Source organism: Nonomuraea mangrovi, from assembly GCF_042681425.1.
Taxonomy (GTDB): Bacteria; Actinomycetota; Actinomycetes; order Streptosporangiales; family Streptosporangiaceae; genus Nonomuraea; species Nonomuraea mangrovi.
Genome location: NZ_JBHUFV010000003.1, coordinates 620,032 through 640,943, shown reverse-complemented (window position 1 = coordinate 640,943; position 20,912 = coordinate 620,032). Strand labels below are relative to the sequence as shown.

17 protein-coding genes are annotated in these 20,912 nt (G+C 70.7%); 11 read left to right on the top strand and 6 right to left on the bottom strand.

The genetic code is table 11. The features are described from left to right. Positions 1–41: 41 nt before the first annotated feature. A complete protein-coding gene (locus tag ACFSKW_RS03150) occupies positions 42–701 on the top strand; it encodes an alpha/beta fold hydrolase (protein WP_379568869.1) in 660 nt (219 codons plus the stop codon). Here the strand turns inward: ACFSKW_RS03150 and ACFSKW_RS03145 are convergent. Continuing rightward, on the bottom strand, positions 692–1,348 hold the full coding sequence (locus ACFSKW_RS03145) for a TetR/AcrR family transcriptional regulator (RefSeq protein ID WP_379568867.1): 657 nt from the start codon (positions 1,346–1,348) through the stop codon (positions 692–694). The two genes, ACFSKW_RS03150 and ACFSKW_RS03145, sit on opposite strands and share 10 nt — an antisense overlap. A 75-nt stretch (positions 1,349–1,423) precedes the next feature. Here ACFSKW_RS03145 and ACFSKW_RS03140 point away from each other — a divergent pair, with 75 nt between their 5' ends. Beyond that, positions 1,424–2,092: an esterase/lipase family protein gene (locus ACFSKW_RS03140; protein ID WP_379568865.1), complete on the top strand. Its 669-nt coding sequence runs from the start codon at positions 1,424–1,426 to the stop codon at positions 2,090–2,092. A gap of 71 nt (positions 2,093–2,163) precedes the next feature. On the opposite strand, the gene def is transcribed toward ACFSKW_RS03140, so the two are convergent. Further along, the gene (def, locus tag ACFSKW_RS03135; RefSeq protein WP_379568863.1) at positions 2,164–2,646 is read right to left on the bottom strand and encodes a peptide deformylase; all 483 of its coding nucleotides are present in this window, start codon (positions 2,644–2,646) and stop codon (positions 2,164–2,166) included. A 339-nt stretch (positions 2,647–2,985) separates the two neighbouring features. Between def and ACFSKW_RS03130 the strand changes: the two genes are divergently transcribed. From ACFSKW_RS03130 to nirB, 5 genes are all read left to right on the top strand, one after another. Then, positions 2,986–3,108: an aromatic-ring hydroxylase C-terminal domain-containing protein gene (locus ACFSKW_RS03130; RefSeq protein ID WP_379569193.1), complete on the top strand. Its 123-nt coding sequence runs from the start codon at positions 2,986–2,988 to the stop codon at positions 3,106–3,108. A 118-nt stretch (positions 3,109–3,226) separates the two neighbouring features. After that, entirely contained in the window at positions 3,227–4,537 is a 1,311-nt protein-coding gene (locus ACFSKW_RS03125) for an MFS transporter (protein ID WP_379568861.1), read from the top strand. A gap of 140 nt (positions 4,538–4,677) precedes the next feature. Further along, on the top strand, positions 4,678–6,618 hold the full coding sequence (locus tag ACFSKW_RS03120; RefSeq protein ID WP_379569191.1) for a molybdopterin oxidoreductase family protein: 1,941 nt from the start codon (positions 4,678–4,680) through the stop codon (positions 6,616–6,618). Then, positions 6,615–8,015, top strand: coding sequence for an FAD-dependent oxidoreductase (locus tag ACFSKW_RS03115; protein WP_379568859.1), 1,401 nt, complete (start codon positions 6,615–6,617; stop codon positions 8,013–8,015). The genes ACFSKW_RS03120 and ACFSKW_RS03115 overlap by 4 nt, the downstream gene beginning before the upstream one ends. Further along, positions 8,012–10,450 (top strand): nitrite reductase large subunit NirB, encoded by a 2,439-nt coding sequence (nirB, locus tag ACFSKW_RS03110; RefSeq protein WP_379568857.1) that lies wholly within the window; start codon positions 8,012–8,014, stop codon positions 10,448–10,450. Before ACFSKW_RS03115 ends, nirB begins: the two co-directional genes overlap by 4 nt. A gap of 241 nt (positions 10,451–10,691) precedes the next feature. Here nirB and ACFSKW_RS03105 read toward each other — a convergent pair whose 3' ends face one another. Beyond that, on the bottom strand, positions 10,692–11,492 hold the full coding sequence (locus ACFSKW_RS03105) for an RNA-guided endonuclease InsQ/TnpB family protein (RefSeq protein ID WP_379568855.1): 801 nt from the start codon (positions 11,490–11,492) through the stop codon (positions 10,692–10,694). A 122-nt stretch (positions 11,493–11,614) separates the two neighbouring features. Between ACFSKW_RS03105 and nirD the strand changes: the two genes are divergently transcribed. Genes nirD through ACFSKW_RS03090 form a run of 3 tightly spaced genes read left to right on the top strand, consistent with a single transcriptional unit; the run spans position 11,615 to position 13,898 of the window. Further along, the gene (gene nirD, locus ACFSKW_RS03100; protein WP_379568854.1) at positions 11,615–11,959 is read left to right on the top strand and encodes a nitrite reductase small subunit NirD; all 345 of its coding nucleotides are present in this window, start codon (positions 11,615–11,617) and stop codon (positions 11,957–11,959) included. Continuing rightward, positions 11,956–13,122, top strand: coding sequence for a uroporphyrinogen-III synthase (locus ACFSKW_RS03095; protein WP_379568852.1), 1,167 nt, complete (start codon positions 11,956–11,958; stop codon positions 13,120–13,122). The genes nirD and ACFSKW_RS03095 overlap by 4 nt, the downstream gene beginning before the upstream one ends. After that, positions 13,119–13,898, top strand: a complete 780-nt coding sequence (locus ACFSKW_RS03090; RefSeq protein ID WP_379568850.1) for a sirohydrochlorin chelatase — start codon at positions 13,119–13,121, stop codon at positions 13,896–13,898. The genes ACFSKW_RS03095 and ACFSKW_RS03090 overlap by 4 nt, the downstream gene beginning before the upstream one ends. Here ACFSKW_RS03090 and ACFSKW_RS03085 read toward each other — a convergent pair. The 3 genes from ACFSKW_RS03085 to ACFSKW_RS03075 form a co-directional block, all read right to left on the bottom strand. Continuing rightward, on the bottom strand, positions 13,805–14,302 hold the full coding sequence (locus ACFSKW_RS03085; RefSeq protein WP_379568848.1) for a hypothetical protein: 498 nt from the start codon (positions 14,300–14,302) through the stop codon (positions 13,805–13,807). The genes ACFSKW_RS03090 and ACFSKW_RS03085 overlap by 94 nt on opposite strands. Positions 14,303–15,558: 1,256 nt before the next feature. Next, positions 15,559–16,416, bottom strand: coding sequence for a PAC2 family protein (locus ACFSKW_RS03080; RefSeq protein ID WP_379568846.1), 858 nt, complete (start codon positions 16,414–16,416; stop codon positions 15,559–15,561). Positions 16,417–16,830: 414 nt separating this feature from the next. Next, positions 16,831–17,286, bottom strand: a complete 456-nt coding sequence (locus ACFSKW_RS03075) for a universal stress protein (RefSeq protein WP_379568844.1) — start codon at positions 17,284–17,286, stop codon at positions 16,831–16,833. Between the two features lie 66 nt (positions 17,287–17,352). Between ACFSKW_RS03075 and metH the strand changes: the two genes are divergently transcribed. Next, positions 17,353–20,811 carry a methionine synthase gene (gene metH, locus ACFSKW_RS03070; RefSeq protein ID WP_379568842.1) on the top strand — a complete coding sequence of 1,153 codons (3,459 nt, stop codon included), beginning with the start codon at positions 17,353–17,355 and terminating at the stop codon, positions 20,809–20,811. Positions 20,812–20,912: the final 101 nt, after the last annotated feature.

Genomic DNA, 20,912 nt, shown 5'->3' with positions numbered 1-20,912 from the left:
TTCGGTTGTCCCGTCTGACACCGGTGGGCCACAGTCCTGGCATGCGTGATGTTCTCCTGCTGCCGGGCGCCGGCCGTACCAAGGCGGACTGGCGGCTGGTCCGGCCGATGCTGGAGGCGGCGGGGTTCAGGACCCTCGCGATCGACCTGCCGGAGCTGGGCACGTGGTCGTGGGAGGGGGCGCTCGACGCCGTCGCCGACGCGATCGACGACCACGGCCTGGAGCGGCCGATCGTGGCGGGTCACTCGCTGGGCGGGCTGGTCGCCGCCCTGTGGGCCACCCTCCACCCCGAGTGCCCGCTGGCGGTGAACGTCGACGGGCACACCAACCCGACAGGACCGCTCGACGGCGTCGACCCCCGCGAAGGCGAGCGGATCATGCGCGCGTTCCTGACCGAGCATTCCGCGGACCCCGCGACGGCCCACCTGATCGCCCAGCTCGACGCGCTCGACCTCCCCGCGACCTACCGGGCGGCGCGCTGCCCCCTGCTGGTCATCTCCTCGACCGCCTCGGGGTTCGAGGACCTGCTGCCGCCGGACGTGGCGAAGGTGTTCACCGCCTACGAGCGTGGTTTCGGCCTGGAGCTGGCCTCGATCGCCCGGACGACCCCCCTCGTGTCGATCGCCGACCTGCCGACCGGCCACCACGTTCATCTGGAGGCGCCGCACGAGGTGGCACGCCTGATTCTGGCTCACCTCTGAGGAGCGCGACCCTCAGGGCGGCGGTGCGGGGCGGCGTCGCACGCGAGGTCGCGTTCCAGCGTGCGCGCGTAGGACTCGACACTGGCGACGATGTCGATCGTGCCGGGGTCGAGCAGCCACTGGGTCTGCAGGCCGTCCAGCGTCGCGATGATCTCGGTCGCCTTCGTCACGGGGTCGACGTCCGGCCGGGTGACGCCGGCGGCCTGGGCGGAGCGGATGCTGTCGGCGACGATGGCCCGCATCGCGCGGTACCGCTCGACGAAGTGCCCGTGCCCAGGAGCGTCGGGTTCCAGGCTCTCGGCCACCAGCACGGTGAACAGCTTGGCCAGCCCCGCCCGTTCCCGGTTCCTGCGCGCGAACTCCGGCATGGCCCGCAGCCGTCCCTCGGGTGCCATGCCCAGCAGCTCCATCGCGAACGCCTCGCTGTCCTGGTCCCTGCGCTCGATCACCGCCAGCAGCAGGCCCGCCTTGCTGCCGAAGTGATGCAGCAGCCCCGGCTGGGTGATGCCGGCCGCCGCGGCGACGTCGGCCAGCGAGGTGCCCCGGAAGCCGCCCCGGGCGAACATCTCGCCGGCGACCGCGATGATCTCCTCCCGCCGCCGGAGCGCGCGTTCCTGTCTGCTGGGGGCTTGCCTGTCGCCGGTCACGATGCTAAATCTAACCCATTCACCTACCGAGTACTAGGTAAGTGAAATCGGCTCGACGAGTGGGGAGACGCGACGATGCCACCGAGACGACAGCACGTCCGGCCGTTACTGATCGCCGGGCTCGCCCTGGCGGCCGGGCTGTGCACCGGCCAGCAGGCCCAGGCCGAGCAGCGGGAGCCGGTGATCCTGGTCCACGGCTGGAACGGGACGCCCGCCGTGTTCGACCAGATGAAGGCGGCGCTGGAGCAGGCCGGCCACCCCGCGTACGCCATCGATCTGCCCGGCGAGGAGAACATCGCCAACGCCGAGGCCATCAGGAACCTGGTCGACCAGGTACGGCAGCAGCACAACGGCAGCAAGGTCAGCCTCGTCGGGCACAGCATGGGAGGGCTGTCCGCGCGCCACTACCTGAAGTTCCTCGGCGGCGCGGACAAGACGCTCAGCTACGTCTCGATGGGCACGGCGCAGCTCGGCTACTGGCCCGCCTGCCTTCTGCAGCCCGCGCAGGGTGGGCAGATGTGTCCCACCCGCGCCTTCATCAAGCAGCTCAACAGCGGCGACCCCACGCCGGACCCGGTCCGGTACACGACGCTGGCGAGCTCGCTCGACGAGACCCGCAACGACGTGATCGCGGGCACTTGGTGCAGGGCCGAGTTCCCCGGCGTGCCGCACGCCGACGAACCGAGGACGCAGGTGTTCATCGACGCCGTCCTCGGCGCCCTGGCCGGCCGGTGCCCCTCCTGACCGGGCCCCGCCCCTCCCCGGCCGCGAACCGGTGGACGTCATCAGCCTCTGGAAGTCCCCGCGAGGGCCGGTCAGGAGGAGGCGGCTGATTCGGTGAAGCGGTCGCGGTCGTCGTCGCCCAGACGGTCGACGAACAGCACGCCGTCCAGATGGTCGGCCTCGTGCTGGAGCACCCTGGCCAGCATGCCGATCGCCCGCACCGTCACGGGCTTGCCGTACATGTCCCTGCCCCGCGCGGTCACCCCGAAGGAACGCTCCAGCGGCCACCACGCTCCGGGCGCCGACAGGCATGCCTCGTCGGCCACGATCGTCCGCTCCGACAGCTCGAGGCGCGGGTTGACCAGGTGCCCGGCCTTGCCGTCGTAGTCGAAGACGACCACCCGGGCGCTGACCCCGATCTGCGGTGCGGCCAGCCCCGCTCGCCCTTGGCCCTGGCGCATCGTGAGGGTCAGCGCCTTCACCAGCCCCCGCAGCTCCTTGTCGAACTCCGTCACCGGCTGCGCCACCTCGCGCAGCACGGGATCGTCGAAAGCGCGGATGCGCTGTACGGCCACGGCAACTCCCCGAGAACGTTGTCGTCGTCCAGGAGACGATTCCCTCAGCGGTGCGCGGCGAATCGTCAAATGTCTCCCACGAAGGGGGCCCACCCGTCCACGGTGACCGGCGGAGAGTCCCGGCCCGCACCTCGTCGGTCACCGAGCGGACCCAGTCCAGTTCGGCGGCCGTCATCGCGCGCACCTCCGGCTCGACGGCCGGGGAGTGCACGATCTGTTCCACGACTCTTTCGTCCTGCTCACCGGCAGGCAGGGGGAGGAGTGGGAGCGGCCGCCCGGAACGTGGAGGGCGTGCGCGCCCACCGCGTCCAGCACGACCTCTGACGCGAGCGCTACGACCTGGGAGAGGACGGCGCCGTGCTCGTCAGGCCCGACGGCTACGTGGCCCGGCGGGCGGAGGAGCCGCCCTCCGATCCGGCGGCCGCCCTCCGACACGCCGTTAACGCCGTGTTGCGGCCGTGAAACACATGCATTGCTTGTTACAGCGGTGAGTTACCCGTAACCGGCGCACGGTCACAGAACGTCAAGGTGCGTAACCGGCTCCTCCTACGGTCGAGATCCCCGAACCACAGGAGGAACGATGGCGCGTTGGATCACCGACTGGCACCCGGACGACCCCGCCTTCTGGGAACGCGACGGCAGGCACGTGGCCAGGCGCAACCTGGCCTTCTCCATCCTGGCCGAGCACCTGGGCTTCACCGTCTGGACGCTGTGGAGCATCGTCGCGGCCAAGATGGGCGCCTACGACTTCACCACCGACCAGCTGTTCTGGCTGGTCGCCCTGCCCAACCTGATCGGCTCGGCGCTGCGCGTCCCCTACACGTTCGGCCCCGCCAGGTTCGGCGGGCGCACCTTCACCGTGGCCAGCGCGCTGCTCCTGCTGATCCCCGCGATCCTGCTCGGCGTCGCGGTGAGCGACCCGGGCACGCCGTACTGGCTGTTCCTGGTGATCGCGGCGACGGCGGGCTTCGGCGGCGGCAACTTCGCCTCCAGCATGGCCAACATCACCTACTTCTACCCCCAGCACAAGCAGGGGTCGGCGCTCGGCCTCAACGCCGCCGGCGGCAACATCGGCGTCAGCTCGGTACAGCTGGTCATGCCGCTGGTGATCGGCGCGTTCGGGCTGGCCGCGGCGGGCTGGTTCTGGGTGCCGTTCATCGTCGTCGCCGCGGCCTGCGCCTGGTTCTTCATGGACAACCTGTCCAGCGCCAAGGCCAGGCCGCGCGAGCAGTGGGCGGTCGCCGGCAAGGCGCACACCTGGGTGATGTCCTTCCTCTACATCGGCACGTTCGGCTCGTTCATCGGCTACTCCACGGCCTTTCCGCTGCTGGCCAAGAGCCTGTTCCCCGGCTCGGCGTGGGCCGCGGTCGCCTTCGTGGGGCCGCTGGCCGGCTCGCTGATCAGGCCGGTGGGCGGCTGGCTGTCGGACCGGCTCGGCGGCGCGCCCGTCACCCTCTGGAACTTCGCCGCCATGGGCGCGGGCGTCGTCCTGGTCTGGCTGGCCAGCGCCTCCGGCAGCTTCTGGCTGTTCTTCCTCGCCTTCCAGACGCTGTTCGTCACGGCGGGCATCGGCAACGGCTCCACCTACCGGATGATCCCCGCCATCTTCCAGGCCAAGGCCGCCGAGGAACTCGGCACCGGTGAGCAGGCACTGCTGCACGGCAAGCGCCAGGCCTCCGCCGCGATCGGCATCATCTCGGCGATCGGCGCGTTCGGCGGATTCCTCATCAACCGCGGCTTCGGCATGTCCTTCGCCCAGACCGGCAGCCCCGCCGCGGCCTTCGTCGCCTTCGGCCTCTTCTACGCCGCCTGCTTCGCCCTCACCTGGTGGTGCTACATCCGCACGGTCGGCGTGACCAGGGTGCCCAGCCTCGCTCACGCGCGGGTGTGAGCACCCTCACTTCGGCGGTGAGCCGCTGTTAGCACGCTAGTAACAGAAGGGACCCAGGTGTGAAACGGCCCAAAAGCACCATCGATCACGTGACCGCCCCCACCCTGACCCACTGCCCGTACTGCGCGCTGCAGTGCGGCATGACGCTGACCCCGGGAGAGAGCGTCACCGTCGAGGCCACCGACGCCTTGTGCCAGAAGGGCTGGACCGCGGCCGAACTCCTCTCCAGCCCCGACCGGCTGACCACCCCGCTGCTGTACGGCAGGCCCGCCACGTGGGCGCAGGCGCTCGACCACGTGGCCGCTCGCCTGGAGGAGGTGCGCGCCGCCCACGGCCCCGACGGAGTGGCGGTGTTCGGCGGGGGAGGGCTCACCAACGAGAAGGCCTACCAGCTGGGCAAGTTCGCCCGCGTCGCGCTCGGCACCAGCCAGATCGACTACAACGGCCGATTCTGCATGTCGTCGGCCGCCGCCGCCTCGATCAGGGCGTTCGGCGCGGACAGGGGCATGCCGTTCCCCGTCACCGACCTGGCCGAGGCCGACGTCGTGCTGGTGGCGGGCGGCAACCCCGCCGAGACGATGCCGCCGCTGGTCAGGCAGTTCGCCGCGCCGGCGCTGATCGTCATCGACCCCCGGCGTACGGCGACGGCGAGGCTGGCCGCGCTGCACCTGCAGCCCACGCCCGGCACCGACCTGGCGCTCGCGCTCGGCCTGCTGCACCTGGCGATCGCCGAGGACGCGGTCGACACGGCCTACATCGGGCGCCGGACGACCGGGTTCGACGCGGTTCGAACGTCCGTCTCCTCCTGGTGGCCCGAGAGGGTCGAACGCCTGACGGGGGTGCCGGTCGCCGCCATGCGTCAAGCCGTACAGATGCTGAAAAATGCGGATAAAGCGGTGGTGTTGACGGGGCGCGGGGCCGAGCAGCACGCCAAGGGCACCGACACCGTGACCGCGTTCATCAACCTGGCCCTCGCCTTCGGACTCCCCGGCACCCCCGGCTCCGGCTACGGCTGCGTGACCGGGCAGGGCAACGGGCAGGGCGGCAGGGAACACGGCCAGAAGGCCGACCAGCTTCCCGGCTACCGCAAGATCGACGACCCGGCCGCCCGCGCGCACGTCGCGTCCGTGTGGGGCGTCGACCCGGACTCGCTGCCGGGGCCCGGCCGCTCGGCCTACGAGCTGCTCGACGCGCTCGGCACCGAGGAGGGCCCCAAGGCCATGCTGCTGTTCGGGTCCAACCCCGTCGTCTCCGCCCCCGCCTCCGCGCGCGTCACCGAGCGGCTGAAGGCCCTCGACCTGCTCGTCGTCGTCGACTTCGTGCCGAGCGAGACCGCGCGCATCGCCCACGTCGTGCTGCCGAGCACCCAGTGGGCCGAGGAGAACGGCACCATGACGAACCTGGAGGGCAGGGTCCAGCTGCGCCGCCAGGCCATCGACCCGCCCGAGGGCGTCAAGACCGACCTGGAGATCATTCAGGAGCTCGCGCGGCGGCTCGGCCATGACTGGCCGGCCGAGCCGCGCGAGGTCTTCGACGAGCTGCGCCTCGCCTCGCAGGGCGGCACCGCCGACTACGCGGGCATCACCTACGAGCGTGACGGCGTGTTCTGGCCGTGCCCCGCTCCAGACCACCCCGGCACGCCGCGCATGTTCCTCGACCGCTTCCACACTCCTGACGGGCTCGCCCGCTTCGTCCCCGTCGAGCACAGGGCCGCCGACGAGGAGGCCGACGTCGACTACCCCGTCTACTTCACCACCGGAAGGGTCCTGGCCCACTACCAGTCGGGCGCCCAGACCCGCAGGATCGCGCCGCTCGTCGAAGCCTCGCCCGAGCCGTACGTCGAACTCCACCCCGACCTGGCCGAGCAGCTCGCGATCGCCGCGGGCGACCTGGTGCGGGTCAGCAGCAGGCGCGGCACCGTCGAGGGCGTGGCCAGGATCAGCGACGCGATCAGATCCGACACCGTGTTCATGCCCTTCCACTGGGAGGGGGCCAACCGCCTCACCAACCCCGCGCTCGACCCGACGTCGAGGATGCCCGAGTTCAAGGTGTGCGCAGTGAAGCTGGAGAAGGTGGCATGAGACTCCTGGTCATCGGCAACGGCATGGCGGGCGCCCGCTTGGTCGGCGAGGTGCGGGCCCGCGACAAGGACATCAAGATCACGGTGTTCGGGGCCGAGACCTGGCAGCCCTACAACAGGGTGCTGCTGTCGAACGTCCTGGCCGGGAGCTCGGGGCCCGACCAGGTGCGCCTGCTCGACCCCACCTGGTACGGCGAGCACGACGTCGAGGCCTTCCTCGGCACCCGCGCCGTCCAGATCGACAGGGAGACCAGGACGGTCATCTCCGAGGACGGGCGGCGCACACCGTACGACGTGCTCGTGCTGGCCACCGGCAGCCAGGCCATCGTGCCGCCGATCCCGGGTGTCGACAGGGCGGTGCCGTTCCGCACGCTCGACGACTGCCAGGCGATCCTGGCGGCCAGCCGTACCAGCGCGAGGGCGGTCGTGATCGGCGGAGGGCTGCTCGGCATCGAGGCCGCCCGCGGCCTCGCGGGCCGCGGCCTGCCGGTCACGCTGCTGCACCTGGCCGACCACCTGATGGAGCGTCAACTCGACGCCGAGGCGGGGCTCGTGCTCGGCGAGACGCTCGCGGGCCTCGGCGTGGAGATCCGCACCGGCGTCAGCGCGGCCGAGATCCTGCCCGAGGGCGTACGGCTGGCCGACGGCACCCTCGCCGAGGGCGACCTGGTCGTGCTGGCCTGCGGCGTCAGGCCCGAGACCGAACTGGCCGAGCAGGCGGGCCTGGAGGTGCGGCGCGGCGTCGTCGTCGACGACGAGCTGCGCACCGACGACCCGGCCGTCTTCGCGATCGGCGAGTGCGCCGAGCACGACGGCGTCGTCTACGGCCTGGTCGCGCCGGCGTGGGAGCAGGCCTCCGTCGTGGCGGACGTGATCACCGGCGCCGCCAAGGACGCCCGCTACCGCGGCTCCCGCCTGGTCACCCGATTGAAGGCCAAGAGCGTGGAGCTGGCCGCGATGGGCGAGACGCACCTGACCGAGGAGCACGCCGAGGTGGTGCGCTTCAGCCACAGGGCGAAGGGGACCTACCGCAAGCTCGTCATCCGCGACGGGCGGCTGGTCGGCGCGATCCTGCTGGGCGAGAGCGCCGCCGTCGGCACCCTCACCCAGCTCTTCGACAGGGGAGGCCCGCTGCCCGGCGACCGGGCGGGGCTGCTGTTCCCCGGCCTGTCAGGGGCTCCGGTGGCCGACAGCCCCGTCAGGATGCCCGACTCGGCCAAAGTCTGCCAGTGCAACAACGTGACGAAGGGCCAGATCAGAGCGTGCTGGGAGTCCGGCGCGCGGGACGTGACAGCGGTGGCGGCCGCGACGAGGGCCACGACCGGCTGCGGCACCTGCCGCGACGCCGTCGAGGGCATCGTCGGCTGGCTGTGCGAGCAAGAGGGGGTTTCCGCATGAACAGGGTTGTCGTGGCCGGCTACGGTCCCGCCGCGCACAGGCTCGTCGAGACCCTGCTGAGCAGGGGCTTCGACGGGTCTGTCACGATCTTCGGCGAGGAGTCCCTGCCCGCCTACGACCGGGTCGCGCTCACCTCCTACCTGACGGACACCGACTTCGCCGACCTCAGGCTTCCCGACCTTCCGGGCGTCGTGACGCGACTGTCGGCGCGCGTCACGGGCATCGACAGGGCCGCCAAGGTCGTCACGACCGCGGAGGGGCACGCCGAGCCGTATGACACGCTGGTGCTGGCCACGGGCTCCGCGCCGTTCGTGCCGCCGGTGCCCGGCGCCTCGCACGCCTTCGTCTACCGCACGATCGACGACCTGGAACTGATCAGGGCGGCCGCCTCCCACGCCACCCGCGGCGTGGTCGTCGGCGGCGGGCTGCTCGGCCTCGAGGCGGCCGACGCGCTGCGCGGGCTCGGCCTCGAGACCCACATCGTCGAGCTGAGCCCCTGGCTGATGCCGCGCCAGGTCGACGAGGGCGGCGGCGCGGTGCTCAAGGGCCACATCTCCAGGCTCGGCCTGTCGGTCCACGCGGGCGTCTCGCTGGCCTCCATCGAGCCCGACAGGGTCGTCCTCAGCGACGGCCGGACCATCGACGCCTCCGTGGTCGTCTTCTCCGCCGGCATCAAGCCGCGCGACGAGCTGGCCCGCGACTGCGGCCTCGAGGTGGGCGAGCGCGGCGGCGTCGCCGTCGACGAGGGCATGCGGACCAGCGACCCCTCCATCTACGCGGTGGGGGAGTGCGCCCTGGTCGGCGGCATGGTCTACGGGCTGGTCGGACCCTGTTTCACCCAGGCCGAGGTGGCCGCCGACCGCATGCTCGGCGGTGCCTCCCGCTTCGACGGCGCCGACCTGTCGACCAAGCTGAAGCTTCTCGGCGTCGAGGTGGCCCAGTTCGGCGCGATGGAGGGGGCGCTCGACGTCACCTACATGGACCCCGTCGGCGGCGTCTACAAGCGGCTCTTCGTCTCCGACGACGCCCAGACGCTGCTCGGCGGCATCTGCGTGGGCGACGCGGGGCCGTACACGACGCTGAAGCCGTTCGTCGGCAAGCCGCTGCCGGCGGCGCCCTCCGACCTGCTGTTCACCGGCTCGGCGGTCAGCCTCGACCTGCCCGACGACGCCCAGGTCTGCTCCTGCAACAACGTCACGGCAGGACACCTGCGCACCGCGATCTGCGACGGCGTGACCGACGTGCCCGGGCTGAAGGCGTGCACCAGGGCGGGGACCACCTGCGGGTCGTGCGTGCCGCTGATGAAGCAGCTGCTGGAGAAGTCCGGCGTCGAGCTGTCCAAGGCGCTGTGCGAGCACTTCGACCACAGCAGGGCCGAGCTGTTCGACATCGTCCGCGTGCGGGAGATCACCACCTTCTCCGAGCTGATCGGCCTGTACGGCAGAGGCAGGGGCTGCGACATCTGCAAGCCCGCCGTCGCCTCGATCCTCGCCTCCCTGCACAACGGGCACGTCCTGGACGGCGAGCGGGCCGCGCTGCAGGACACCAACGACCACTTCCTGGCCAACATCCAGAAGAACGGCACCTACTCGGTCGTGCCGCGCATCCCCGGCGGCGAGATCACCCCGGAGAAGCTCATCGTCGTCGGCGAGGTCGCCCGCGACTTCGGCCTCTACACCAAGATCACCGGCGGTCAGCGGATCGACCTGTTCGGCGCCCGCGTCGAGCAGCTTCCGCAGATCTGGAAGCGCCTGGTCGACGCCGGCTTCGAGTCCGGCCACGCCTACGGCAAGGCGCTGCGCACGGTGAAGTCCTGCGTGGGCTCCACCTGGTGCAGGTACGGCGTGCAGGACTCGGTCGGCCTCGCGATCGCCCTCGAGCTGCGCTACCGGGGCCTGCGCTCCCCGCACAAGCTGAAGTCGGCGGTGTCCGGCTGCGCGAGGGAGTGCGCCGAGGCCAGGTCGAAGGACTTCGGGATCATCGCCACCGAGAAGGGCTGGAACCTCTACGTCGGAGGGAACGGCGGCTTCAAGCCCCGCCACGCCGACCTGCTGATCTCCGACGTGTCCACCGAGGAGCTGATCACGGTCATCGACAGGTTCCTGATGTTCTACATCCGCACCGCCGACCGGCTCCAGCGCACGGCGGCGTGGGTGGAATCGCTGGAAGGCGGCCTCGACTACCTGCGGGCGGTGATCGTGGACGACTCGCTCGGGATCTGCGACTCGCTCGACGCGCAGATGGAACGGCACGTGGCGACCTATGTCGACGAGTGGCGGACCACGATCGAGGACCCGGACAAGCTCAGCAGGTTCGTCAGCTTCGTCAACGCCCCGGGAACGCCCGACCCGTCGATCGTCTTCGAGACCGAGCGCGACCAGATCAAGCCCGTCCTCATCCCGCTGGAGCGCCTGAGCTCCTCCCTCGCCACCTGACCGCCCCCACCAAACCGCCGCCCACCCGCCCTGCGTCGCCCACCCGCAACCGACCAGACCCGATCAGGCCACCCGCAACCTCGTCGCCCCCCGAAACGACCGGAAAGGAGCACCACAGTTGACCTCCTCCCCACGGCTGAAGCCGGGGGACTCCAACCCTCGCGGGTCGGGTTTCCTGCTTCACCGCCGGCCGCCCGCCCAGCTTGCGCTGCTCGGGTCTCACGCCGGCTCCACAGGCGTTTCACCTCTCGGCCGGCCCGGCCGCGAGGATGTTCCTGGCCGCGTTCACATCCCGGTCATGGGACGCGCCGCACACGCATTCCCGGCTCCGGACGTTCAGCGGCATCGTGTCGTGCAGAAGGCCGCACGTCGAGCACAGCTTGGAGCAGGGAAACCAGCGGTCGATCACGACCAGCTTCCGCCCACCAGGGTTGACGACCTTCTCTCCGGTCGACAGCGTCACCAGGGCGGTGATACCCGCGTCCACGCCGACCGACCGCGCCACGGGATCGAGCGGCCGGATCGCGTCCTTGCAGAGGACGGACACGAACCAGCGTCCGGCCACGTCCTTCGACACCGTCACCGTGGACGGCTCGACGCCCTCGGGAAGCGGACGCGACCACACGATGTCCAGCGGCCCGTCCATCTTGGCCAGGGTGAGCCGCCCATCACGGAAGGTGAACGCCGAGCGGGTGTACTCCGCCGACAGCCGCGACTTCTTGCGGGACTTGAACGCCGGGTACCTGGCCCGCTTGGCGAAGAAGTCGGCGAAAGCGGCCTGCAGGTGACGCAGCGCCTGCTGGAGCGGGACCGAGGACACCGCGTTCAGGAACGCGAGCTCGTCGGTGCGTTTCCACTCGGTCAGCGCGGCCGACGACTCCACGTAGGAGATACGGCGCCCTTGCGTGTAGGCGCGGGTGCGCTCCTCCGGCGCCTTGTTGTAGACGAGGCGGGCGCAGCCGAACGTCCGGGCGAGCTCAGAGGCTTGCTCGGGCGTCGGGTAGAAGCGGTACTTGAACGCCCGCTTCACGCTCTGCGCCACGACACACGTTCTACCGCACGATCAGCTAAGTATCGCGTGTTTGTTCGAACGGAAGGTGTGGCACCGTGCCGCGTTTCCTCCCCAGGGCTGAAGCCCGGGGTCTCCACGCTTCAGGAGTTCCGATGACCGTCGCCGAACTCCCCACGCGCGTTTGGGTCCCCGTCTGTGCCTACGCCGTCCTGCTGCCGGAGCGGGGGGTGTGCGCCCTCGTCGACGGCCGGCAGGTGGCGCTGTTCCGCACCCACAACGGCCACGTCCACGCCATCGGCAACCTCGACCCCTTCACCGGCGCACACGTTCTGTCCCGCGGCATCGTGGGCTCGAGAGGCGAGGAGCCCACGGTCGCCTCACCCATGCACAAGCAGGTCTTCTCCCTGGTCACAGGGCAGTGCCTGGACGACCCCTCGGTCGCCGTGCCGACCTATCCGACCCGAGTGAACGACGGCAGAGTGGAGGTGGGGCTTTGAGCGCCCTGACCGTGGAAGAGCCGAGATCGCCCGAGACCGCACCCGACGCGCTGGCGGGCTTCACGATCGGCGTGACCGCGACCAGGCGGCGCGAGGAGTTCTGCGCCCTGCTCGAAAGGCGCGGCGCCCGCGTGGTCAGCGCCCCCGCGATCAGGCTCGTCCCGCTCGCCGAGGACACCGACCTGCTCGCGGCCACCCGCCACAGCCTGGAGGCCCCGCTCGACGACGTCGTCGTCACCACCGGCGTCGGATTCCGCGGCTGGATGGCCGCCGCCGAAGGCTGGGGCCTGTCGGCCGAGCTGTCGCGGCACCTCACCCGCGCCAGGCTGCTCACCCGCGGACCCAAGGCCAGGGGAGCGGTGCGCGCCGCGGGACTCAACGACCACTGGACACCCGCCACCGAATCCTGCGAGGAGGTCAAGCAGCACCTGCTCGCCCACGACCTGCGCGGCCGCCGCATCGCCGTCCAGCTCCACGGGGAACCTCTGACGGAGTTCGTCGCCGAACTGCGCGCCGCGGGCGCCGAGGTCATCGAGGTGCCCGTCTACCGCTGGCTGCCCTACCGGGACATCTCGCCGCTGCGCCGCCTGGTCAGCCAGGCCATCTCCGGCGGCGTCGACGCGGTCGCCTTCACCAGCGCGCCCGCCGTCCTGGCGATGCTCGGCTCCGCCCGCGCCGACGGCCTCGACGACGCGCTGCTGTCGGCGTTCAGCGGGAGGGTCGTCGCCGCCTGCGTCGGCCCCGTGACCGCCCAGCCGCTGGTGTCCAAGGGCGTGCCGGTGATCCAGCCGGAGCGCTCCAGGCTCGGCGCGCTCGCCAGGGCCCTGGCCAGGCACCTGCCCGAGCACGGCGTCACCAGGCTGATGGCAGGCGGCCACGGCCTCGAGATCCGCGGCCACGCCGTCGCCGTGGACGGCGAGCTCAAGCCGCTGCCGCCCGCGCCCATGGCCGTGCTCAAGCGGCTGGCCGACAAGCCCGGTCACGTCGTACCCCGCTCAGAGCTGCGCACGGTACTGCCGGGCGGAGCGTCCCGCGACTCGGCCGAGCACGCGGTCGAGATGGCCGTCACGCGGCTGCGCAGAGCCCTCGGACCAGGTGGCATCGTCGAGACGGTGGTCAAGCGCGGCTACCGGCTGGCCACGCACCGCGAGGACGGCCTGTGACCTTCGCCCGGCCGTACGGGAGACGGCAGGGCACGCTCGTCATCGCCGCCCACGGCACGCGCAGCGCGGCGGGAGAGCGGACGCTGGCCAGACTCGCGGACGCCGTGCGCCACCTGCGCGAGGGCAGCCGGGTCGAGCTCGCCTACCTGGAGATCAGCCAGCCGCTCCTCGCGGACGTCCTGCCGGACCTGCCAGGGCCTGTCACCGTCGTCCCGCTGCTGCTCGCGGGCGGCTACCACGTCCACATCGACCTGCCGAACGTCGTCGCCGCGACCAGGCCGGACGCCACCGTCACCGCGCCGCTCGGCCCGCATCCGCTGCTCACCCGCGCGCTGGTCCGCAGGCTCACCAGGGCGGGACTGCGCGCCACCGACGCGGTCGTCCTCGCCGCGGCAGGCTCCTCCGACCCCGCGGCCCTGTCCGACGTCAGATCCGCCGCCCGGCTGCTCGCCGTACGGCTCTCGCGCCCGGTCACCGCCGCCTTCGCGGCCGGAGGCAGCCCCGCAGTGAACGAGGGGCTGGACCGCATGCGGCGCGGCCCCGCCCCTCGCGTCGTCCTCGCCTCTTACCTGATCGCGCCAGGCTTCTTCCACGACAAGCTGGTCAGCGCCGGCGCCGACGTGGTCACCGAACCGATCGGCGCGGACCCCGACCTGGCCGCCCTGGTGTGGGCACGCCACGATCAGGCGGCGGGTTCCAGCCTCAGCTCCTTCACGATCTCCTCGGCGCTGGCGTCCCGCGAGGGGCCCGCGTCCGCGCCGACGAACATCTCGTAGTAGGCGTGCTGGAAGCACCCGGCCAGCAGCAGCCTGGCGCTGCCCACCGGATCGACCGACGGCGCCACCCTGCCGAGCCGCTGCTCGGCCTCCAGGTAGTCGGCCAGCGGCACGATCTCGGCCATCGGGCCCAGGCCGTTGTCGCGGACGGCCTCGCGGAAGCGGACCGTCACCGAAGGCGAGGTGAAGGCGGGCAGCGCCGCCGACTGGACTTCCAGGTAGTAGTCGATGCCCGCTCTCGCGATGGGGAGCAGGTTGTCGCTCACCTGTCCTTTCCCCACGAGGTGGGACAGGTCGTGCAAGATCCGCAGCCAGAGCGGGAGCCGGTCCTGAAGCAGGGCGAGGAAGAGGTCGACAGGGCCTCCGCCCCGCTCCTCCCTCAGCGACAGTGCCATCTCCAGCACGCGGCGCCTGGTGTCCTGACTTCTCTGGTGCGAATCGACATGGGAAGTAGCCATGGTTGCCCTAACGTGCGCAGTCACATGGGTAGGTTCAACGTGGCCGTGCCGGAATGGGGGGACGTTGCAGAGCGTGTTTCTCCTGGTTATTCAATCGTTGCGGGTTGGCGTTCCAACTCCACGCATTCCGGGTCGAAACGCGCGGGGCACCGATTATTGCCCGAAACGGCTGAGAATATCGGTGATTGAATCCTGAAACTTCCCTGGCAGTGTCGTCGCGGCCCGCCCGTTCTGAAGGGTTCGCAGGTGCGCGGACCTGCTGCAAGGCGGATATTTCATGATCTGTCGCTTAACGGCCACCGCGAAAGCCCCTTTGCGGACGGGGACTTCCCGCACTCCACCGAGTTGTCGAATCCCGTTCGGGAGAGCGAAAAGATCAGTCGAAATCGCCCGCCGAACTTCCTCTCGCACCCGACCTCTCCACCGGCCCCCGCGCACCCCGCTCCGTGCGGGCGACAGCATGCGCCCGGGTCAGCCCCAAGCGAGTAAGTGGCGGCAACCAGCACGTGTGACGACGAAGCGCCCCCTCCGCGACACACCGGCACTTGTCGCCCACGCAGGCACCGCGCACCCCCCGGTCTGCCACCACTAACGCGCCCCTCGGCTTAGGGTGGGTGGCCTGGTGTGCGTCTCTCGATTTGGGGTGGGCCACCGCTACGCGTCCCTCGGCTTAGGGTGGGTGGCCTGGTGTCCGTCTCTCGGTTTGGGGCGGGCCGCCTGGCGCGCGTCTCTCGATTTGGGGTGGGCCACCGCTACGCGTCCCTCGGCTTAGGGTGGGTGGCCTGGTGTGCGTCTCTCGATTTGGGGTGGGCCACCGCTACGCGTCCCTCGGCTTAGGGTGGGTGGCCTGGTGTGCGTCTCTCGGTTTGGGGCGGGCCGCCTCTCGTGCGTCTCTCGATTTGGGGTGGGCCACCGCTACGCGTCCCTCGGCTTAGGGCGGGCCGCCTCTCGTGCGTCCCTCGGTTTGGGGCGGGCCGCCTCTCGTGCGTCCCTCGGTTTGGGGCACCCCGCCTCTCACGCACCATCGGTCTGGGGCACGCCACGGCTGGTCGCCCGCCACTCACACCCGTACTGGGTCGAGGCGATGCGGCCGGCTTACAGGGCGTACAAGGCTCACCGCCGCCGCGAGGACGCGTGGACGGCGATCGAGATTCCGCCCATGGGTGACGCCTGGGCCATCAGGACGGCGTGCGCCCGCTGGGCTACTGGTCGCCGGGGTCGGTGTCTCTGCGGCGGAGGTAACGCTCGAACTCGGCCGCGATCGCGTCACCCGACGCCTCGGGCAGTTCGGCCGCGTCCTTGCGCTCCTCCAACTCCTTGACGTACTCCGCCACCTCGCTGTCCTGCGAGGCGAGTTCGTCCACGCCGTTCTCCCAGGCGCGGGCCTCCTCCACGAGGTCGCCCAGCGGCACGGGGATCTCCAGCACGTCCTCCACCCTGCGCAGCAGCGCGAGTGTCGCCTTCGGGTTGGGCGGCTGAGCGACGTAGTGCGGCACCGACGCCCACAGTGAGATGGCCCGCAGCCCCGCAGCGCCGAACGCGTGCTGCAGCACCCCCACGATGCCGGTCGGTCCCTCGTAGCGGCTCAGCTCCAGGTTGACCGAGCGGGCGAGACCCTCCTCGGTCGCCGACCCCACGATCGGCACGGGACGCGTGTGCGGGGAGTCGTTGAGCAGCGCGCCCAGCATGACCGTCATCTCGATGCCCAGCTCGTGGCAGACGCCCACGATCTCGTCGCAGAAGCCGCGCCACCGCATGTTCGGCTCGATGCCGCGCAGCAGCACCACGTCACGCTCCACGCCCGGTGGGCGGGCCAGGGACAACCTGGTCGTCGGCCAGACGATCGAGCGGGTCAGCCCGTCACCCATCTCCACGATGGGGCGCGTGACCTGGAAGTCGTAATAGTCTTCCGGGTCCAGCGCGATCAGCGGCTCGGCCTTCCATTCGCTCTCCAGGTGCGCGATGACGCCACTGGAGGCCTCACCTGCGTCGTTCCACCCTTCGAACGCGGCGATGAGCACCGGATCGACGAGCTCGGGGAGCCCTTCGAGCTCGATCACGCGCCGCCTCCTCTCGCTGTTCTCAACGCCTAAGCCTATGCGGTGAGTGGCGCTTTACGTCACTGATCTCCACCGGCGTAATTCTCGGCGCCTCGGACGGGCGTGAAAGGAGTGCGAAAGGCCCTTGAACGCGGGGGTCGCGACGTCTGGAAGATCGGCCGGAGTCCTGCTGGAGCGGGCGTGAAAGACGGGCGGTCACCGGTGACCGGGGTGGCCTCGACCCTGCTTGCCGTACGGATGGATCGGCGACCTGAGGTGCCGCGGACGTGCGAAGGGATCGGTGGCCCGAGGCGGCGCGGACGTGCGAAGGGATCGGTGGCACGAGGTGGTGGGGACGTGCGGGAGGGGGCGGTGGTCCGAGGCGGGGCTGATGTGCGAGGAGATGTCGGCCGAAGTGGCGCGGACGTGCAGGGGTCAGCGGCCCGAGGTGGTGTGGACGATCAGGACGTCGCACGAGGCGCGGTGGGAGACGTTGGAAGGGACCGAGCCGAGCAGCCGCCCTGCCAGGCTGTTGAGGCCGCGGTTGCCGACCACGAGCAGGTCCGCGCGGTGCCGGTCGGCCATCTTGACCAGCACGTCCACCGCGTCGCCCTCCTCGGCGGCCAGCACGATGTCGGTGGCCCCCGCCGCAACGGCGTGTTCGCGGGCCGCGCGCAGGGCGTCGTCGGCGGGGGTGGATCCGCTGACCTTGTAGGCCAGGTCGCCGAGCGTGTCGGCCGCGGCCGCGCGGGAGCTTTCACGCATGGGCAGGTACGCGCAGGTCAGGACGAGCGTGGCGCGGGTGGCGGCGGCCAGCGAGGCGGCGGCGGACACGGCGCGGAAGGAGGAGGTGGACCCGTCGGTGCCGACGAGCACGGTGCGGTAGGTCATGAGGGCGACCCCCAATTGGACGCAGCGTCAATTGTCGACAGGGTAGCGCCCGTTAAGCTTGACCGCATGAACGTCTCCCCATCTTTCCGCGAAGTCCTCTCCCAGCGCGTGATGGTCGCCGACGGGGCGATGGGGACGATGCTGCAGTCCTACGACCCCACCCTTGACGACTTCGAGGGCTACGAGGGCTGCAACGAGGTGCTCAACGTCACCAGGCCCGACATCGTCAGCGGTGTTCACGACGCGTACTTCGCCGTCGGGGTCGACTGCGTCGAGACCAACACCTTCGGCGCGAACCTCGCGGCGCTGGGTGAGTACGACATCCCCGAGAAGGTCTTCGAGTACTCGGAGGCCGGCGCCCGCCTGGCCCGCGAGCGGGCCGACCACTGGTCGACGCCAGAGCAGCCGCGGTTCGTGCTCGGCTCGATGGGGCCGGGCACCAAGCTGCCCACGCTCGGCCACCTGCCCTTCGCCACCCTGCGCGACGCCTACCGCGACAACGCGGCGGGCCTGATCGCCGGCGGCGCCGACGCGCTGATCATCGAGACCTGCCAGGACCTCCTCCAGGTCAAGGCGGCCATCGTCGGCGCCAAGCGGGCGATCGAGTCCGCGGGCCGCGATGTGCCGATCATCGCCCAGGTCACCATCGAGACCAACGGCGCCATGCTCCTCGGCTCTGAGATCGGCGCCGCGCTGACGGCGATCGAGCCCCTCGGCGTCGACCTGGTCGGCCTCAACTGCGCCACGGGTCCCGCCGAGATGAGCGAGCACCTGCGTTACCTCGCCCGCCACTCGCGGCTGCGCCTTTCCTGCATGCCCAACGCCGGCCTGCCCGTCCTCACCTCCGACGGCGCCTACTACCCGCTGAGCCCCGGTGAGCTGGCCGACGCCCACGAGACCTTCGCCCGCGACTACGGCCTGTCCCTGGTCGGCGGCTGCTGCGGCACCACACCCGAGCACCTGCGCCAGGTCGTCGAGCGGGTCCGCGGCCAGCGGCCCGCCGCGCGCAGGCCGCACCCCGAGCCCGGAGCCTCCTCGCTGTACCAGACCGTCCCGTTCCGGCAGGACACCTCCTACCTGGCCATCGGCGAGCGCTGCAACACCAACGGCTCCAAGGCCTTCCGCGAGGCCATGCTCGAAGGCCGCTGGGACGACTGCGTCGAGACGGCCCGCGACCAGGCCCGCGACGGCGCCCACATGCTCGACCTGTGTGTCGACTACGTCGGCCGCGACGGCGTCGCCGACATGAAGGAGCTGGCCTTCCGCTTCGCCACCGCCTCCACCCTGCCGATCATGCTCGACTCGACCGAGTCCGAGGTGCTCAAGGCCGGTCTGGAGATGCTCGGCGGCCGCGCGGTCGTCAACTCCGTCAACTACGAGGACGGGCGCGGGCCCGAGTCCCGCTTCCACAAGACCATGACCGCTGTACGCGAGCACGGCGCGGCCGTCGTCGTCATGTGCATCGACGAGAACGGCCAGGCCCGCACCGCCGAGGAGAAGGTCCGCATCGCCTCCGAGACGATCGACGACCTGGTCGCCAACTGGGGCATGCAGGTCTCCGACATCATCGTCGACTGCCTGACCTTCACCATCGCCACCGGCATGGAGGAGTCGCGCAAGGACGGCCTGGAGACCATCGAGGGCATCCGCCGGCTGAAGCAGCGCTACCCCGAGGTGCAGACGACCCTGGGCCTGTCGAACATCTCCTTCGGCATCAACCCGGCTGCCCGCATGGTGCTCAACTCGGTCTTCCTCAACGAGTGCGTCAACGCCGGCCTCGACTCGGCCATCGTGCACGCATCCAAGATCCTGCCGATGTCGCGCATCCCCGACGAGCAGCGCCAGGTCGCGCTCGACATGGTCTACGACCGCCGCCGCGAGGGCTACGACCCGCTGCAGCGGTTCATCGCGCTGTTCGAGGGCGTCGACGTCGCCGCGCTGCGCGCGGGCAAGGCCGAGGAGCTGGCCGCGCTGCCGCTGTGGGAGCGGCTCAAGCGGCGCATCATCGACGGCGAGCGCAAGGGCCTCGAGGCCGACCTCGACGAGGCGCTCGCGCAGCGTCCCGCTTTGGAGATCATCAACGACGTCCTGCTCGACGGCATGAAGACGGTCGGCGAGCTGTTCGGCTCAGGCCAGATGCAGCTGCCGTTCGTGCTGCAGTCGGCCGAGGTCATGAAGAACGCCGTCGCCTACCTCGAGCCCCACATGGACAGGGTCGAGGGCGAGACCAAGGGCCGCATCGTGCTGGCCACGGTCAAGGGCGACGTCCACGACATCGGCAAGAACCTCGTCGACATCATCCTGTCGAACAACGGCTACGAGGTCGTGAACCTCGGCATCAAGCAGCCGGTCAGCAGCATTCTGGAGACCGCCGAGCAGAAGAACGCCGACGTCATCGGCATGTCCGGACTTCTGGTGAAATCGACGGTCGTCATGAAGGAGAACCTCGAGGAGATGAACTCCCGGGGGATCTCCCAGCGCTACCCCGTGCTCCTCGGCGGCGCCGCCCTCACCCGCGCCTACGTGGAGCAGGACCTGGCCGAGCTGTTCAACGGCGAGGTCCGCTACGCCCGTGACGCGTTCGAGGGCCTGCGGCTGATGGACGCCTTCATGGCCCACAAGAGGGAGGGCTCGCCGCTGCCCGCGCTGCGTGAGCGCCGCGTCAAGTCGGGCGCCACGCTCACCCGCACCGCCGTCGAGGACCTGCCGGCTCGGTCCGATGTGGCCGCCGACAACCCCGTCCCCGTCGCGCCGTTCCACGGCGACCGCATCGTCAAGGGCATCTCGCTCGGCGACTACGCCTCCTTCCTCGACGAGCGGGCGCTGTTCCTCGGCCAGTGGGGCCTCAAGCCCACCAGGGGCGGCGACGGTCCCGGCTACGAGGAGCTCGTCGAGACCGAGGGCAGGCCCAGGCTGCGGATGTGGCTCGACCGCATCCAGACCGAGGGGTTGCTCGAGGCGGCCGTCGTCTACGGCTACTTCCCGTGCGTCAGCGACGGCGACTCGCTGATCATCCTCGACGACGCGGGCAACGAGCGCACCCGCTTCACCTTCCCGCGCCAGCGCCGCGACAGGCACCTGTGCCTGTCGGACTTCTTCCGCTCGAAGGACTCCGGCGAGGTCGACGTCGTCGGCTTCCAGATCGCGACCATGGGCGGCAAGATCTCCGAGGCGACGGCCGAGCTGTTCGCCAAGGACGCCTACCGCGACTATCTGGAGCTCCACGGTCTGTCGGTGCAGCTCACGGAGGCCCTCGCCGAGTACTGGCACGCCAGGGTCCGCTCGGAGTGGCGCATCGGCGGCGAGGAGTCCCTCGACGACATGCTCAAGGTCAACATCCAGGGCTGCCGCTACTCCTTCGGCTACCCGGCCTGCCCCAACCTGGAGGACCAGGTTCAGCTGTTCGAACTGCTCGACCCGGAAAGGATCGGCGTGACGCTGTCGGAGGAGTTCCAGCTCCACCCGGAGCAGGCCACCTCCGCCCTCGTCGCCCACCACCCCGAGGCCAAGTACTTCAACGTCTGACCCGCAGGCTCGCCCGACCAGGCAGGAGACCGCCCTCCCCGGGGGCGGACCCTGCCTCCGGCGCGTCCCATGCGAGCCTGTGGCCCGGTCCGCGAGTGCAC

What these genes read in the sequence shown, in the direction of transcription:
- ACFSKW_RS03075 (WP_379568844.1), bottom strand. Translation starts at nt 17,286, where the DNA reads ATGACCTACCGCACCGTGCTCGTCGGCACCGACGGGTCCACCTCCTCC.
- nirB (WP_379568857.1), top strand. Translation starts at nt 8,012, where the DNA reads ATGAACAGGGTTGTCGTGGCCGGCTACGGTCCCGCCGCGCACAGGCTC.
- ACFSKW_RS03150 (WP_379568869.1), top strand. Translation starts at nt 42, where the DNA reads ATGCGTGATGTTCTCCTGCTGCCGGGCGCCGGCCGTACCAAGGCGGAC.
- ACFSKW_RS03140 (WP_379568865.1), top strand. Translation starts at nt 1,424, where the DNA reads ATGCCACCGAGACGACAGCACGTCCGGCCGTTACTGATCGCCGGGCTC.
- nirD (WP_379568854.1), top strand. Translation starts at nt 11,615, where the DNA reads ATGACCGTCGCCGAACTCCCCACGCGCGTTTGGGTCCCCGTCTGTGCC.
- metH (WP_379568842.1), top strand. Translation starts at nt 17,353, where the DNA reads ATGAACGTCTCCCCATCTTTCCGCGAAGTCCTCTCCCAGCGCGTGATG.
- ACFSKW_RS03120 (WP_379569191.1), top strand. Translation starts at nt 4,678, where the DNA reads ATGACGCTGACCCCGGGAGAGAGCGTCACCGTCGAGGCCACCGACGCC.
- ACFSKW_RS03115 (WP_379568859.1), top strand. Translation starts at nt 6,615, where the DNA reads ATGAGACTCCTGGTCATCGGCAACGGCATGGCGGGCGCCCGCTTGGTC.
- ACFSKW_RS03125 (WP_379568861.1), top strand. Translation starts at nt 3,227, where the DNA reads ATGGCGCGTTGGATCACCGACTGGCACCCGGACGACCCCGCCTTCTGG.